Genomic DNA, 13,603 nt, shown 5'->3' on the forward strand with positions numbered 1-13,603 from the left:
AGCCAACCTGAGGCCTTCAAGACCAAGCACTTCTAAAAACGGGGTTTACCGTATGACCGCTTTGGGTCGCTATAACCAAGAGCATTCATACATGATTCTTAAGGTAAAAATATCTGAAGAAAAAGGTGATGTCATCCCTCATTTGGGTGCATACATGAAGGATTTTTTGGAACTCAGCCGCAGCTCTGCAGCAAGGGTCCCAGGCCAAGAGGCGGCGCCCAAAAAAGTTCCGCTCTGCTCAATGAGAGCCAAAACCAAAGTATGGGCACTAAATTCCAAACACAAAAAAGCCCGCTGATTGCTCAGCGGGCTTTTTCTATATTCTGTGGCGGAGGGGGAGGGATTCGAACCCTCGAAGCCTTTCGACTTACACACTTTCCAGGCGTGCTCCTTCGACCACTCGGACACCCCTCCACATTTTGGTTCAATCACTTGGGCTGTGCCTTTCGCGACAGAACGGCGCATATACTATGGTTTAAGCGGCCAAATAGCAAGCCTTTTTCAGAATCAGTGGCTTGCCTTCAGGTATCGCTGCTTGATAGCACCGCATAGCTGCCGTGGGCTTCCAGGCAGAGCGCATCGCCGCAGTAAAGCTGTTGGGTAAGTGCAATGCGGCCTTTGCCTCGCTCGTTAAGCTTCCTGGTGAGCTTCTCAACACCGTCAGGCTCTTCTGGCGTGCATATCAGGCGGTAATCACCCGTTACCGGGGCCAGAAAGCGTTGCGTGGCTTCAGCGACCACTACATCGCGCGCCATGCCTTGCCCGCGTAGCCACAGTGTTACCCAACACCAGCCTTGCAGCGTGGTTTGCGCACTTAGCGCGCCACCAAAGCCGGTACCTTTGTCATTCAGGTTAGGCGCCAGGGCGAGCTGCCAAGTGAGCGATTGGTTGTGAAGCGACATCTCCTTAATGCCCAGGGCGCCGACCATGGGAATTGCATCGCTTAACCACTTTTGAAAAGCGGCCAGGTCTTCCTGGCCTTCGGGCAGCGGCAAGCGAGGGTGAGGCACACCGGGTTTGCGCATGGCGGTAGCCTCCTTACGCCCAGCGCTCTACGAAGTCGGCCACGTTGTGCTGGGCCAGTGGTTTGTGGCGCCCGCCCAGGTTGCCCAGGTAGATAAACGCGACCACTTCGTCATCTTCTTCCAGGGAGAGCCCTTTGCGTACCACGGGGTCAAACGCGTACTTGCCGCTACGCCACATGGCGCCCAGTTCCTGCGCGTGGGCCGCCAGCAAGATGCCGTGGGCGGCGCAGCCTGCGGAAATCACCTGCTCCATTTTGGGCACTTTGGGCAGGTCCGGCGTTACCTTGGCGATCACGGCGATAATCATCGGCGCGCGCAGCGGTTTTTTGCGCGCTGAATTTAGCGTGTCGTCGTCGGCACCAGGGTCTTCCTGGAACTCGGCTTCGGCAAACAGCTCACCCAGGCGCGTACGCCCTTCCCCAGTGAACTCAATAAACCGCCAGGGGCGCAGCTCTTTGTGGTCCGGGGCGCGCAGGGCCGCCTGGTAAATCGCATCCATCTGCTCGGCAGTGGGCGCAGGCTCAACCAGCTTGCCCATTGAGCTACGGCTGTGAAGTAGCGTGAGTCCATCCATTTGGTTTCATCCTATCAATCAGTTAGGCACTACTGTAGCGCAGTCGCTTACTGTCTTGCCAGACGCAGCGGGCTTGGCGGCGCAAGGCCCAGCGTGGCGCGCCAGGGGCTGATATCCAACCCGCCGCGGCGCACGTAGCGCGCCAGCACCAGAAGCTCGGTAGGTTGGGCGTGCTGCATCAGGTCGGTGAAGATGTGCTCGACACAGTGCTCATGAAAATCCTGATGCTGACGATAGCCGATCAGGTAACGCAGTAACCCTTCGCGATCCAGCTTCGGGCCTTTGTAGCGAATCATCACGCTGCCCCAGTCGGGCTGGCCGGTCACCGGGCAGTTGGATTTAAGCAAATGCGAGTGCAGCGTCTCTTCTACAACCTCATCGCTTACCGCCAAATGGGCGGCGCTGGGCGTGTAATCACTTACTTCGATATCCAAGTCGTCCAGGCAGTCGCCGGGGAGCGGCTGTGGGGCAAGCTCAGCGTCTTCCACACCGAGTAGCTCCACGCTGACCGGTGCACCGGCTACCGCGCTTAGGTCACGCTGCAACGTTTCAATCACTTCCTCGCGGCTTTCCATACGGGTTTGGTTAAAGCTGTTGAGGTAGAGCTTCCAGGATTTGGATTCGATCAGGCTGGGCGACTCAGCAGGCAGCCGAAAGCGGGCCACGGCCACGATGGGTTTGCCACGGGCATTCAGCCAGGAAACCTCAAACGCGTGCCACTCATCTTCCCCCACAAAGGGCAGCTTGCCCTCTTCAATCCCTAGCGGGGCGCGGTTGGCGGCGCGTGGGATGGGGAACAGCAGCGCGGCATCGTACAGCTCAGGATAGGCGGATTCGCGCCCCAGGGGCGCGTGCTCTAAGGTATCGGGGCGGTGTGCCATAGGGTAACGCTCTCTTGATAAAAACGGTCGTGCGGTTAACTACGAATGCCTTTGCCACGCTCCAGCATGGCCAGTGCCGCAAAAAACAGCACTACGATAAACCCCAAAATAGCCGCCAGCGCCCAACCAACGGGAATGTCCGACACGCCCAAAAACCCATAGCGGAAGACGTTCACCATATACAGAATCGGGTTGAGCATTGACACGCCCTGCCAGAAATTGGGCAGCATGGAAATGGAGTAAAACACCCCACCCAGGTAGGTCAGCGGCGTTAAAATAAAGGTCGGCACAATGGAGATATCATCAAACTTGTTGGCCAGCAGGGCGTTGATAAAGCCGCCGATGGAGAACAGCGCCGAGGTTAGCACCACCACCAGGATGGTTAAAAGCGGGTGCTCGATGGTTAAGCGCGTGAAGAATAGCGACACAATAGTAACGATCAGGCCCACGCCCAAGCCGCGCGCCATGCCGCCGAGGATAAACCCGGATAGAATCACCCAGTTGGGCATGGGCGATACCATTAGCTCTTCTACCGAACGCTGAAACTTGTTCGAGAAGAAGCTGGAAGCCACGTTCGAGTAGCTGTTGGTGATGACCGACATCATGATCAGGCCGGGGACGATAAAGTCCATGTAGGAGAAGCCATCCATATCCCCTATGCGCGAGCCGATCAGGTTGCCAAAGATGATGAAGTACATCGCCATGGTGATCGAAGGCGGCAGCAGCGTTTGCGGCCAGATACGCGTAAAGCGTTTGATCTCTTTAAGTACGAGCGTCCATAGCGCGACGAGCGTTTGTGTTGCATTCATGCTTGCGTCTCCTTGTTGGGTTCGGCGCGCTGATCGATGGCTGTATTGCCCGCCTCTACCATTGACACAAACATCTCTTCCAACCGGTTAGCGCTGTTGCGCATGGAAACCACCTGCATGCCCTGCTCGCTTAATACACTGAACACATCGTTTAACTGCTGCCCGCGATGAATCACCAACGAGAGTTGCGTCGGTTCGATCTGCTTGATCTCAAAGCCTTCAATCACCGGTGGTGCCGTGACCGGCTCGGCGAGATCCAGCAGGAAGGTTTCGGTATTCAGCTCGGCCAATAGCTCGCGCACGCTGGTGTTACGCACAATTTCACCGTGATTGATGATGGCGATATTACGGCACAGGCTTTCGGCTTCTTCCAGATAGTGGGTGGTTAGAATGATCGTGGTGCCTTCATCCTGATTAATGCGGCGCATGTACTCCCACATGCTGCGGCGCAGTTCAATATCCACGCCCGCGGTGGGCTCATCCAGAATCAGTAGCTTGGGCCGGTGCATCAGCGCCCGGGCAATCATCAAGCGGCGCTTCATACCACCAGAAAGCATGCGAGCGTTGCCATTGCGCTTATCCCACAGGCCCAGGTCGCGCAGCAGCTGCTCAGCACGCGGCAGCGCTTCACGGCGCGTCATGCCGTAATAGCCTGCTTGCGCCAGCACGATATCAAGCACCTTCTCGAACTGGTTGAAGTTGAATTCCTGAGGAACCACGCCCAGCTGGTACTTGGCCTTGGCGAAGTCCTTGTCGATGTCGATACCAAAAATCGACACCTTGCCTTCTGACTTCTGCACCAATGAACACACCACACCCAGGGTGGTGGATTTACCTGCGCCGTTGGGACCCAACAAGGCAAAAAAATCGCCCTGCTGGACGTCGAGATCAATTCCTTTTAACGCGTGAAAGCCGTTGCCGTACACCTTGGTAAGGCCACGGATAGACAATGCCGGTTCGGCCATAAAGATGTCCTGTCAGCAAAAAAATAGGGGCAAAGAGAATGCTTGAGAAGCAATGATATCGGGGCATTTAAATGTTTTTTCAAGCCAAGTGGCAAAGCGCAGCAAACTTAGCGAAATAGCAGACATGAAAAATAACGCTCAAAGGCGCTACTAACAAAAAACGCAGGGCAATAAAAAGGTTACAACGAAGGGGGGTACAACGAAGGAAGGTACAAAATCGAATTTGAGGGCTGTTTACATGGAGCGGGAAAAGAGATTCGACCGGGCTGGCGTTCCAGCTCTCGACCCTTGCCATGCTAGATGAGGCTGTTTACATGGAGCGGGAAAAGAGATTCGAACTCTCGACCCTCGCCTTGGCAAGGCGATGCTCTACCACTGAGCTATTCCCGCAATGTAAACATGCACTTACTAGATGGCGTCCCATAGGGGGTTCGAACCCCTGTTACCGCCGTGAAAGGGCGGTGTCCTAGGCCACTAGACGAATGGGACGTATAAACATCTATTTTATTGATTGGAGCGGGAAAAGAGATTCGAACTCTCGACCCTCGCCTTGGCAAGGCGATGCTCTACCACTGAGCTATTCCCGCTTAATCAATTTCTCGCCATCGGATTGGCGTCCCATAGGGGGTTCGAACCCCTGTTACCGCCGTGAAAGGGCGGTGTCCTGGACCACTAGACGAATGGGACGTTTTGGAGCGGGAAAAGAGATTCGAACTCTCGACCCTCGCCTTGGCAAGGCGATGCTCTACCACTGAGCTATTCCCGCACTCCGATACCTTAACGATGTAATTGGCGTCCCATAGGGGGTTCGAACCCCTGTTACCGCCGTGAAAGGGCGGTGTCCTGGACCACTAGACGAATGGGACGTTTCATTGCCTCGTCGAGGTGGCGCGTATATTACTCAGAGCACGCATTTCTGTCAAGCCCTATGATATCGCTCTGCTTTCTATCTATACGCCAATCTCTTTCATTGCTACCACTTAACGCCTACTCAAACGGGTGGCTACACCCTATTCGCCTTCTGAACTCGGGTAAGTACTAGCTTTCTTAACTACGCTGTCTTAATTGAAAAGAGTACGATAGCCTGCAAGTCACAGAGGGCAAGGAGACACTAAAATGGCCAAAATCAAAAAATCCCCCGAGCAGTGGCGCGAACAGCTGACGCCTGAGCAGTACCGGGTTGCACGCGAGAAAGGCACCGAACGTCCCTTTACAGGTGACTACCAAGTAAGCGATGCTCAAGGCATTTACCACTGTATTTGTTGTCATGCACCGCTGTTTGAAAACGAGCACAAATTTGATGCGGGTTGTGGCTGGCCCAGCTTCGACAGGCCGCTTGGCAGAAACTGCGTTGAAGAGCATAGCGATACCACGCTCGGCATGGTGCGCACAGAAGTAGTGTGCTCCCACTGCGATGCCCACTTGGGGCATGTGTTTCCTGACGGGCCACCGGCGTCCACAGGGTTGCGTTACTGCATTAACTCGGTGTCGCTAGAGTTTCATCCTGACGAGTAAACGCTACCTCTAACCCCTTTAACGAATCGCAGCAAGGCGAGCGCCATCTGGTAGAATGGTTGCTCGCTTTTTTTATGCCCGTTTTTTGTGCTTGTAGGAGAAACTCATGCTCGGCTGGTTCCCCGGACATATGAACAAGGCCCGCCGCCAGATAAAGGATGCGCTGCCGGAAATTGACGTGGTCATTGAAGTACTCGACGCACGTCTGCCCTACTCTAGCGCCAACCCGATGCTGGCCGAGCTGACCCGCCATAAGCCAGTATTGAAAATACTCTCCCGGGCGGACCTGGCAGACCCAGAGCGCACTGCGGAATGGGTAGCCTTTTTCGATGCCCAGGACGATACCCGGGCACTCGCGATCACCACGACCAACACGCGTGAGTTAAAAAAGATTCCCAAACTTTGCCACGAATTAGCAGGTGACGTACGTGCTGACCGCGACGTTCGAGTGATGGTGATGGGGATTCCCAACGTGGGTAAATCCACCCTGATTAACGGCCTGGCCGGGCGTAAAATTGCCAAAACCGGTAACGAACCGGCGGTCACCAAGCGCCAGCAGAAAGTGCGTATTGATGGCCGCGTAGCGCTGATCGACACCCCAGGCGTGCTGTGGCCCAAGATTGAAGACCAGGCCAGCGCCTATCGGCTGGCGGCCAGCGGCGCTATTCGCGATACCGCCATTGAGTATACCGACGTGGGTATTGTTACCAGCGCCGAGCTTGCCAAGCGCTACCCGGACGAGTTGACCGCACGTTACAAACTCAAAGCATTGCCCACGTATGAAGTGCCGGTCGATAATGACGTGGACGCCGACGGTCCGAAGAAGCCTGATTTTCTGGCGATCGCCGGGTTTGATGGGCATGCCATCCTGAAAGAAATTGCCGGTAAACGGGGCGGCCTGCGCGCAGGTGGCGAGGTAGATTTACACCGTGGCGCCGAAGTACTGCTACACGAACTGCGTGACGGCAAGCTTGGCCGTTTAACGCTGGAAACACCGGACGATATTCCGCCGCCCATTGTGCAAAACGACGAAGACAATCAGCCACTTTCCGACGCATAATGGATGAACCGACCGGCGCCGCCGCACGGCCTTTGGACACTTTTGGATAAATCACTCATGGAAACCTCTCAGCTTCAAACGCCTACTGAGCTTCAGGATACGGACTCACAAAACGCCGAGCCGTCATCTGCTGAACTCAAAAAATCTCACAAGCTCAATAACGTCTGCTACGACATCCGTGGCCCGGTCCTCGATCATGCCAAGCGGCTTGAGGATGAAGGCCAGCGGATTTTAAAGCTGAATATTGGCAACCCGGCGCCCTTTGGGTTTGAAGCACCAGAAGAGATTTTGCAGGATGTGATGCGCAACCTGCCCACGGCACAAGGCTACTGTGATTCCAAAGGCCTCTACTCGGCGCGTAAGGCGATTATGCAGGAGTGCCAGCGCAAGAAGATCCCAGGCGTTGGCATCGAAGATATTTACATCGGCAACGGCGTGTCCGAACTGATTGTGATGTGCATGCAGGCGCTATTAAACGATGGCGACGAAGTGCTGATCCCTGCCCCCGACTATCCACTATGGACGGCAGCGGCGCATCTTTCCGGCGGCCACGGCGTGCACTATAGGTGCGATGAGCAGGCCGACTGGACGCCGGACATTGCTGATATCCGCGCCAAAATCACCAGCCGCACCCGCGCGATTGTGCTGATTAACCCCAACAACCCGACCGGCGCAGTTTATCCACCGGCCGTGGTGCGCGACGTATTGGCCGTGGCCAAAGAGCACAATCTGGTGGTGTTCTCTGACGAGATCTACGACAAGATCCTGTATGACGGCGTAGAACATACCGCGACCGGCGCTCTGGCCGACGATGACCAGTTGGTGATTACCATGAACGGGCTGTCGAAAAGCTACCGCTGTGCGGGCTTTCGCTCCGGCTGGATGACGATTTCTGGCACGATTGCCAAACAGCGCGCCAAGGATTTTATCCAGGGGCTGACCATGCTGGCCTCCATGCGTCTGTGTGCCAACGTGCCTGCCCAGCACGCCATTCAGACCGCACTGGGTGGCTATCAGTCGATCAATGACCTGATCCTGCCAGGTGGCCGTTTACTGGCTCAGCGCGACATCACGGTGGAAAAACTCAACGCGATTCCTGGTGTTTCCTGTGTCACGCCCAAGGGCGCGCTCTATGCGTTTCCTCGTTTGGACCCCAAGGTCTTCAATATTCAAGATGACCAGAAGCTGGTTCTTGATTTGCTCCTTCAAGAGAAAATTCTACTGGTTCAAGGCACGGCGTTTAACTGGCCAGAACCTGATCATGTGCGCATTGTGACACTGCCCTGGGCGGATCAACTGGGCGACGCCCTGGACAGGTTCGGTAATTTCTTGTCCCGCTACCGTCAATAACGTGCGCTGTGACTTGAAACTGCCACGACGTGTACGTATCCAAGCAAGCATTCTAGTAACGCTTTACCGTCCTCTTAGGGAGAACCTGCACCATGATGCGAATTGTGCTGTTTTTAGCCACCAACCTGGCGGTACTGCTTGTCGCCAGTATTACGCTGCGCCTGTTTGGCGTTGAAGGTTATTTACGCAGCCAAGGAATCAACTTTACCAGCCTGCTGATTTTCTGCTTTATCTTCGGCATGGTCGGCTCGCTGATCTCGCTGTTTATTTCCAAGTGGATGGCGAAACGCAGTACCGGCACGGTAATTATTGAGTCGCCTTCCAACGCCACCGAGCAATGGCTTGTCGATACCGTGGCTGAACTTGCCCGCGAGGCCGGTATTAAGACGCCGGAGGTGGGCATCTTCCCCGCCCAGCAGTCAAACGCGTTTGCCACCGGCTGGAATAAAGATGACGCTTTGGTGGCGGTTTCTGCCGGGCTGTTAAACCGGATGCGCCCCGACGAAGTGCGCGCAGTGCTTGCCCACGAAATTGGCCACGTCGCCAATGGCGACATGGTCACGCTGGCGCTGATTCAGGGCGTAGTGAACACCTTTGTGATGTTCTTTGCCCGTGTGGTGGCGCAGTTGGTGGATGGCTTTCTTAAAAGCCGCAGCGGCGGCGAAGGTGGCCTGGGCTTTATGGGTTACTTCGCGGTCGTGATTGTCGCAGAAATTGTGTTCGGGATTGTGGCGTCGGCTATCGTTGCCTGGTTCTCTCGCTATCGTGAATACCGTGCCGATGAGGCCGGTGCTCGGTTAGCAGGGACAGGCTCCATGGTGAATGCTCTGGCCCGCTTGAAAGCGGAAACAGAAATGCCGGACCAAATGCCCGACACCCTACGCGCCATGGCGATCACCAAAGGCCAAACACGCTCGCTGGTAGAACAACTTTTTGCCAGCCACCCGCCGCTGGATGACCGTATTCGTGCGCTAAAAGAAGCCGCTTACCGTCAATAAAAAACATCCGCAACGTATTTAGTCGCAACAGGCCCGCTAAGCGGGCCTGTTCTTTTTGCGCGTCAGGATAACCGCGAGACGTGAAAGCCCGCGGCACTCAACGGCGCTTCAAGATCAACCGCACTGCCCGATAACTGCACGTTCAGCGTGGCAAATTCACGGCGCAGTGGATAATTGGCTCGGCAAGTATCAAAGCCCTGCTTGATACCCTGCAAAAGCGCCTGGCGCTGCAGGCTGTCGTGGTCTCGGCGCACGTCGTACACGGCACGCATGCACACACGCAGCGCATCCTCGACCGGCAGAGCGTCCTGCAAATGCAATGATGCCAACGCTGGCAGCGGGCAGATATCGGCAAACGCATCATGGTTGGGAGAGCCAAGATGGCTGGCTAACGCCTGCTGAATCATCCAGGTACCGCGCAGCTTGCCGTCCAGGCTATGCCCGGCAATATGCGGCGTGGCAAGTGCCACCAGGTCGCGCAGCCCTGCATCAATGTCCGGCTCGCTCTCCCACACGTCCAGCACGGCGGTAATATCGCCTTTACCCGCTAACCGACCACGCAGCGCTAGCCCATCAACACAGTCGCCCCGCCCGGCGTTTAGCAATACCGTGCCAGGCGCTAATTCATTGACGCGCTGAGCATTCAGCAGCTGATACGTGGCGTGCGGCCCCTCTGACACCAGCGGCGTGTGCAGGCAGAGAATATCGCAACGATCAATCAGCGTATCCAGCGCCTCAAAGTCCTGCTCGCCCTCCTGCTCTGCTCTGGGTGGATCACAGGCAAGTGTGTTGACGCCCAGCGCATTAAGGCGGGCAAGTAAGCGGCTGCCTACATTGCCGACGCCCACAATGCCCACCGTTCGTGAGAGCAGCGACCAGCCATCGCGCTCAGCCAGCGTTAGCAAGCTGCTGAGCACATAGTCCACCACCGCTTCAGCGTTGCAACCAGGCGCGCTTGCAAAGGTAATACCGCGCTCCGCCAGGGCGGCATGATCAATATGGTCGGTGCCAATCGTACAGGTACCGACAAAGCGTACAGCGCTGTCTGCCAATAGCGCGGCAGTGACCTGGGTGATGGAGCGCACAATCAGCGCATCCGCGTCCTTGACGTGTGCCGCGCTTATTTCACGCCCTGGCAGATGGGTGATTGAGCCAAAATCACCAAAGCAGCGTTCGGCGGCGGGTATATTGGCATCTACAGTCAGCTTCACAACGTGATCCTTTTAGTCCGCAGGACAGGCAAGCCTCTCCACAGAAAAACGCTTCATAAGCAAAGATAGGCGTTTGCGATAACGCGCTTTACAATACCGTCCGCCGCATCAAATTGGAAAAGAGTATTCAGGACAAGGAGTGCCTAATGGGTAAGCCAGTGTCAAGAACAACCGTGGGAGTAAGCTTGTGATCGTAAGGTGGGAAACCGACCACGACTATGTGCTGGTTCATATTCACCAGGATATGTTTGGCGACTGGATTTTTAGTCGCGCCTGGGGGCAAATCGGCACGCAGTTTGGCGGCCTAAAACATCAACTGGCCGACACGCTTGAGCAGGCTCAGATGTGGCTGGAAGATGAGACGACCATTCAAAAGTCACGCGGGTTTCATAAAGTACTGGACGTTGATGACCATACTCCAGAAGGCCAGGAAGCGATGCGCCAGCTTTCGCTGCTTGATCTGCTTTAAGCGCCCCCAGTAAGTCATCACTCACCCAGAAAACGCCGCCCGTTGCGAACATAACGCCCTTTTGGTGGCGCTTCATCAGGCTGCATCAGGTGTGTTAGCGCGTGCTCACTTAGCCAGCCGCGCTGACGCAACCAAGCGCTTAAGCGCTCGACCTCAAAACCACGTATCAGCTCATGCCCCTGGCTATCCGCCACCACCGGAATAAGCTCGCCGTAGCGTGCTAGTAACTCCGGACAATCACTGATTTCAATGCGTTGCAGCGCCACCGGTTGATTAGCAAGCGCTGCCAGCAGGCCTTCCAGCTGGGCGCACAGATGGCAACCCAGCGTGGTGTAGAGCGTAAGCGAGATCACCGCCGCAAGCCCTTACGCCCTAGCTGCGGTGACGCAGCAGGAACACGTGATGCATATTGGTGCGCCGCTGAAAGTCAGGGTCGAAGGTACGCGAGGTAATCTCCTCCACCGCATAACGCTCGCTAAGTGCATCATCAAGCTTGAAGCGACGCTGATTATTCGAGAATACCAGCGTTCCGCCAGGCGCAAGCCGCGCCATAGCCAGTTCTACCAACCGAGGGTGGTCGCGCTGTACGTCGAGCGTATCGCGCATTTTTTTCGAGTTGGAGAACGTCGGCGGGTCCATAAAGATCAGGTCAAACTCGGCGTTAGCGGTTTCCAGCCAGCGGAAACAATCATCACGCACCACGCGATGCAGGCGCAGGTCGAGTTCGTTCAGCGTAAAGTTGTCTTTTGCCCACTCAAGGTAGGTATTGGACATATCCACGCTAACGCTGTCGCTGGCGCCGCCCAGCGCGGCTTGCACCGTGGCCGTGGCGGTATAGCAAAACAGGTTTAAGAAGCGCTTACCGCTGGCCATTTCACCCAACATGCGGCGCACCGGCCGGTGGTCCAGGAACAGCCCGGTATCCAGGTAGTCACGCAGGTTAACCCACAACCGCGCATCGCCTTCGCGCACGTCAAAACGCTCGCCACTGGCATCACGCTTCTGGTACTGGGCGGTGCCGGTTTGCCGCTCACGACGCTTGATATACACCTTGCTGGAGTCAACGCCCAACGCATCAGGCAACACTTCCAAGGCGTCAAACAGGCGTTTTTGTGCCTGAGCCGGGTTGATCGAGCTCGGTGCGGCGTACTCTTGAACGTGTACACGGTCACCATAGCGGTCAATCGCCAGCGCAAACTCAGGCATGTCGGCATCATAGAGCCGGTAGCAGGTTTCACCGCTCAGCTTTAACCATTTTTTGAGGCGCTTCTGGTTTTTGACCAGACGATTGGCAAACATCTGGGCGTTTTCGGACACCGCACGCGACGCTTGCTGTGGAGCAACTGGCGCAGCAGCAGGCGCTTGATCGGTAGGCTGCCCTTCTGCCTGAGCACCATTATTGGCAGCTGATGTGCCGATATCCATCAGCAGCAGCTTGGCATCCAACGCACCATTTTTTAACGCATACTGCTTGTGCGCGCGCAGCCCCAAACGGTGGCCCAAGTCGGGGTTGCCGGTAAACATTGCCAGCGTCCAACCTGGAAACAGTGCCTTGGCTTTTTCGCCCAACTGGGCGTAAAGGCGCACCAGTTCGGGAAGTTCCCCCAACCGCTCGCCGTACGGCGGGTTGGTGATCAACAGCCCGCTTGTTGCCGTGAGCGTCTCGGGCCGGGTTAGCTGGGCAAGACTTTGCCCGTGCAGGGTAATCAGCGCTGGAATGCCTGCACGCATCGCGTTGGTTTTCGCCGCAGAAAGCGCGGCTGGGCTTTGGTCAAAGCCCAGCAGCTGCGTTTTACACCGCTTACGGCCAATAGACGCACGCGCTTCGGCCTCGCGCTTTTGCTCAAGCCAGAGCGCTTCATCGTGCCCAGCCCAGCCCTTGAAGCCAAAGCGTTCGCGGTCCAGGTTAGGCGCCTGGTCGGCGGCCATTAGCGCCGCCTCGATCAGCAGCGTGCCCGCGCCACACAGTGGGTCGATCAACGGCTCGCCAGCCTTGGCTCGCTCGGGCCAGCCCGCGCGTATGAGCAGCGCGGCCGCCAGGTTCTCTTTCAGCGGTGCATGGCCTACATCGCGACGATAGCCGCGGCGATGAAGACTCTCACCCGAGAGGTCGATACCAATCGTGAGATTCGCCCGGTGCAAATGTGCGTACAGGCGCAAGTCGGGCGTTTTAGTATCAATGGATGGCCGCTCTTGCCCGGCAAGCTGCAACGAATCTACCACACCGTCTTTCACCGTTTGCGCGCCAAACCGGGTATGACGAATGTGGTCGCTGCGGCCATGAAAATCTACGGCCAGGGTTTTGCCCACAGCCAAATGCTGGGTCCAGGCAATGTGGGCAACGACATCGCGTAACTGCTCGGGCGTTTCAATCATCGGCTCGCGAACGAGCTGCAGAATGACCCGGTTGGCAAGCCGTGACCACAAACATACACGGTAGGCGATGGCTTGGCTGGCGGTGAAGTACACGCCTGCCACCGTGGTCTTTCCAGGCGTCGCGCCTATCGCTGCCAGCTCATCGGCCAGCAGGCCTTCAATGCCTTTCGGGCAGGTCGCCAACAGGTTCAAGGGGGCGTTTTGACTCGTTTCGGTCATAGTCATGGCAGCGCGTAACCGCGCGATATTCCTATATATGGCAAATGTATTTACATCTTATGACAATTTGGGGGTCGACAAGTGCCCCCATCTTGATCTAAGAATAAGAGAGTAGCTACTAAAAACGCATGCGTTGCTTGTCCAGGCCATT

Annotated in this window: 14 protein-coding genes and 7 tRNA genes; 6 read left to right on the top strand and 15 right to left on the bottom strand. The window is 56.3% G+C overall.

Annotation, left to right across the window (positions count from 1 at the left end; genetic code table 11):
• Positions 1 to 298, top strand: a 298-nt coding sequence (locus tag ACT3RQ_RS10940) for a hypothetical protein (RefSeq protein ID WP_444680484.1), incomplete at its 5' end; no start/stop codon positions are given.
• Positions 299 to 326: 28 nt separating this feature from the next.
• On the opposite strand, the gene ACT3RQ_RS10945 is transcribed toward ACT3RQ_RS10940, so the two are convergent.
• The 12 genes from ACT3RQ_RS10945 to ACT3RQ_RS11000 form a co-directional block, all read right to left on the bottom strand.
• Positions 327 to 414 (bottom strand) — tRNA-Ser (locus ACT3RQ_RS10945).
• 107 nt (positions 415 to 521) lie between these two features.
• On the bottom strand, positions 522 to 1,025 hold the full coding sequence (locus ACT3RQ_RS10950) for a YiiD C-terminal domain-containing protein (RefSeq protein ID WP_172117161.1): 504 nt from the start codon (positions 1,023 to 1,025) through the stop codon (positions 522 to 524).
• 13 nt (positions 1,026 to 1,038) lie between these two features.
• Positions 1,039 to 1,599, bottom strand: a complete 561-nt coding sequence (locus tag ACT3RQ_RS10955; protein WP_444639648.1) for a nitroreductase family protein — start codon at positions 1,597 to 1,599, stop codon at positions 1,039 to 1,041.
• 47 nt (positions 1,600 to 1,646) lie between these two features.
• The gene (gene queF, locus ACT3RQ_RS10960) at positions 1,647 to 2,480 is read right to left on the bottom strand and encodes an NADPH-dependent 7-cyano-7-deazaguanine reductase QueF (protein ID WP_444639647.1); all 834 of its coding nucleotides are present in this window, start codon (positions 2,478 to 2,480) and stop codon (positions 1,647 to 1,649) included.
• A gap of 35 nt (positions 2,481 to 2,515) precedes the next feature.
• Entirely contained in the window at positions 2,516 to 3,289 is a 774-nt protein-coding gene (locus tag ACT3RQ_RS10965) for an ABC transporter permease (RefSeq protein ID WP_172117164.1), read from the bottom strand.
• A complete protein-coding gene (locus tag ACT3RQ_RS10970) occupies positions 3,286 to 4,254 on the bottom strand; it encodes an ABC transporter ATP-binding protein (protein WP_193054851.1) in 969 nt (322 codons plus the stop codon). Before ACT3RQ_RS10970 ends, ACT3RQ_RS10965 begins: the two co-directional genes overlap by 4 nt.
• 315 nt (positions 4,255 to 4,569) lie before the next feature.
• Positions 4,570 to 4,644, bottom strand: a tRNA-Gly gene (locus ACT3RQ_RS10975).
• Between the two features lie 23 nt (positions 4,645 to 4,667).
• Positions 4,668 to 4,743 (bottom strand) — tRNA-Glu (locus tag ACT3RQ_RS10980).
• A gap of 23 nt (positions 4,744 to 4,766) precedes the next feature.
• Positions 4,767 to 4,841 (bottom strand) — tRNA-Gly (locus tag ACT3RQ_RS10985).
• 24 nt (positions 4,842 to 4,865) lie between these two features.
• Positions 4,866 to 4,941 (bottom strand) — tRNA-Glu (locus ACT3RQ_RS10990).
• A gap of 4 nt (positions 4,942 to 4,945) precedes the next feature.
• A tRNA-Gly gene (locus tag ACT3RQ_RS10995) sits at positions 4,946 to 5,020 on the bottom strand.
• A gap of 24 nt (positions 5,021 to 5,044) precedes the next feature.
• A tRNA-Glu gene (locus ACT3RQ_RS11000) sits at positions 5,045 to 5,120 on the bottom strand.
• A gap of 250 nt (positions 5,121 to 5,370) precedes the next feature.
• Here ACT3RQ_RS11000 and msrB point away from each other — a divergent pair.
• The 4 genes from msrB to htpX all read left to right on the top strand — a co-directional run bounded on the left by msrB (position 5,371) and on the right by htpX (position 9,177).
• Positions 5,371 to 5,769, top strand: a complete 399-nt coding sequence (msrB, locus tag ACT3RQ_RS11005) for a peptide-methionine (R)-S-oxide reductase MsrB (protein WP_444639646.1) — start codon at positions 5,371 to 5,373, stop codon at positions 5,767 to 5,769.
• Positions 5,770 to 5,875: 106 nt separating this feature from the next.
• Positions 5,876 to 6,829: a ribosome biogenesis GTPase YlqF gene (ylqF, locus tag ACT3RQ_RS11010; RefSeq protein ID WP_444628527.1), complete on the top strand. Its 954-nt coding sequence runs from the start codon at positions 5,876 to 5,878 to the stop codon at positions 6,827 to 6,829.
• Positions 6,830 to 6,886: 57 nt separating this feature from the next.
• Entirely contained in the window at positions 6,887 to 8,179 is a 1,293-nt protein-coding gene (locus ACT3RQ_RS11015; protein ID WP_216658002.1) for a pyridoxal phosphate-dependent aminotransferase, read from the top strand.
• 92 nt (positions 8,180 to 8,271) lie between these two features.
• A complete protein-coding gene (gene htpX, locus ACT3RQ_RS11020; protein ID WP_172117168.1) occupies positions 8,272 to 9,177 on the top strand; it encodes a protease HtpX in 906 nt (301 codons plus the stop codon).
• 62 nt (positions 9,178 to 9,239) lie between these two features.
• On the opposite strand, the gene pdxB is transcribed toward htpX, so the two are convergent.
• On the bottom strand, positions 9,240 to 10,388 hold the full coding sequence (gene pdxB, locus ACT3RQ_RS11025; RefSeq protein ID WP_444680485.1) for a 4-phosphoerythronate dehydrogenase PdxB: 1,149 nt from the start codon (positions 10,386 to 10,388) through the stop codon (positions 9,240 to 9,242).
• A gap of 187 nt (positions 10,389 to 10,575) precedes the next feature.
• Between pdxB and ACT3RQ_RS11030 the strand changes: the two genes are divergently transcribed.
• The gene (locus ACT3RQ_RS11030) at positions 10,576 to 10,857 is read left to right on the top strand and encodes a hypothetical protein (protein ID WP_018916661.1); all 282 of its coding nucleotides are present in this window, start codon (positions 10,576 to 10,578) and stop codon (positions 10,855 to 10,857) included.
• 17 nt (positions 10,858 to 10,874) lie between these two features.
• On the opposite strand, the gene ACT3RQ_RS11035 is transcribed toward ACT3RQ_RS11030, so the two are convergent.
• Together ACT3RQ_RS11035 and rlmKL are read right to left on the bottom strand one after the other, a co-directional pair.
• On the bottom strand, positions 10,875 to 11,210 hold the full coding sequence (locus ACT3RQ_RS11035) for a glutaredoxin family protein (RefSeq protein WP_444680486.1): 336 nt from the start codon (positions 11,208 to 11,210) through the stop codon (positions 10,875 to 10,877).
• A 19-nt stretch (positions 11,211 to 11,229) separates the two neighbouring features.
• On the bottom strand, positions 11,230 to 13,452 hold the full coding sequence (gene rlmKL / locus ACT3RQ_RS11040) for a bifunctional 23S rRNA (guanine(2069)-N(7))-methyltransferase RlmK/23S rRNA (guanine(2445)-N(2))-methyltransferase RlmL (RefSeq protein WP_444680561.1): 2,223 nt from the start codon (positions 13,450 to 13,452) through the stop codon (positions 11,230 to 11,232).
• Positions 13,453 to 13,603: the final 151 nt, after the last annotated feature.

This window comes from Halomonas sp. AOP43-D1-4 (assembly GCF_052446175.1).
Classification (GTDB): Bacteria; Pseudomonadota; Gammaproteobacteria; order Pseudomonadales; family Halomonadaceae; genus Vreelandella; species Vreelandella citrativorans.

Bases quoted from the DNA above. Each gene is read 5' to 3' on its own strand.
- rlmKL (WP_444680561.1), bottom strand. From the start codon at position 13,452: ATGACCGAAACGAGTCAAAACGCCCCCTTGAACCTGTTGGCGACCTGC.
- htpX (WP_172117168.1), top strand. From the start codon at position 8,272: ATGATGCGAATTGTGCTGTTTTTAGCCACCAACCTGGCGGTACTGCTT.
- ACT3RQ_RS10955 (WP_444639648.1), bottom strand. From the start codon at position 1,599: ATGGATGGACTCACGCTACTTCACAGCCGTAGCTCAATGGGCAAGCTG.
- ACT3RQ_RS10965 (WP_172117164.1), bottom strand. From the start codon at position 3,289: ATGAATGCAACACAAACGCTCGTCGCGCTATGGACGCTCGTACTTAAA.
- ACT3RQ_RS10950 (WP_172117161.1), bottom strand. From the start codon at position 1,025: ATGCGCAAACCCGGTGTGCCTCACCCTCGCTTGCCGCTGCCCGAAGGC.
- ACT3RQ_RS11015 (WP_216658002.1), top strand. From the start codon at position 6,887: ATGGAAACCTCTCAGCTTCAAACGCCTACTGAGCTTCAGGATACGGAC.
- ylqF (WP_444628527.1), top strand. From the start codon at position 5,876: ATGCTCGGCTGGTTCCCCGGACATATGAACAAGGCCCGCCGCCAGATA.
- queF (WP_444639647.1), bottom strand. From the start codon at position 2,480: ATGGCACACCGCCCCGATACCTTAGAGCACGCGCCCCTGGGGCGCGAA.
- msrB (WP_444639646.1), top strand. From the start codon at position 5,371: ATGGCCAAAATCAAAAAATCCCCCGAGCAGTGGCGCGAACAGCTGACG.
- ACT3RQ_RS10970 (WP_193054851.1), bottom strand. From the start codon at position 4,254: ATGGCCGAACCGGCATTGTCTATCCGTGGCCTTACCAAGGTGTACGGC.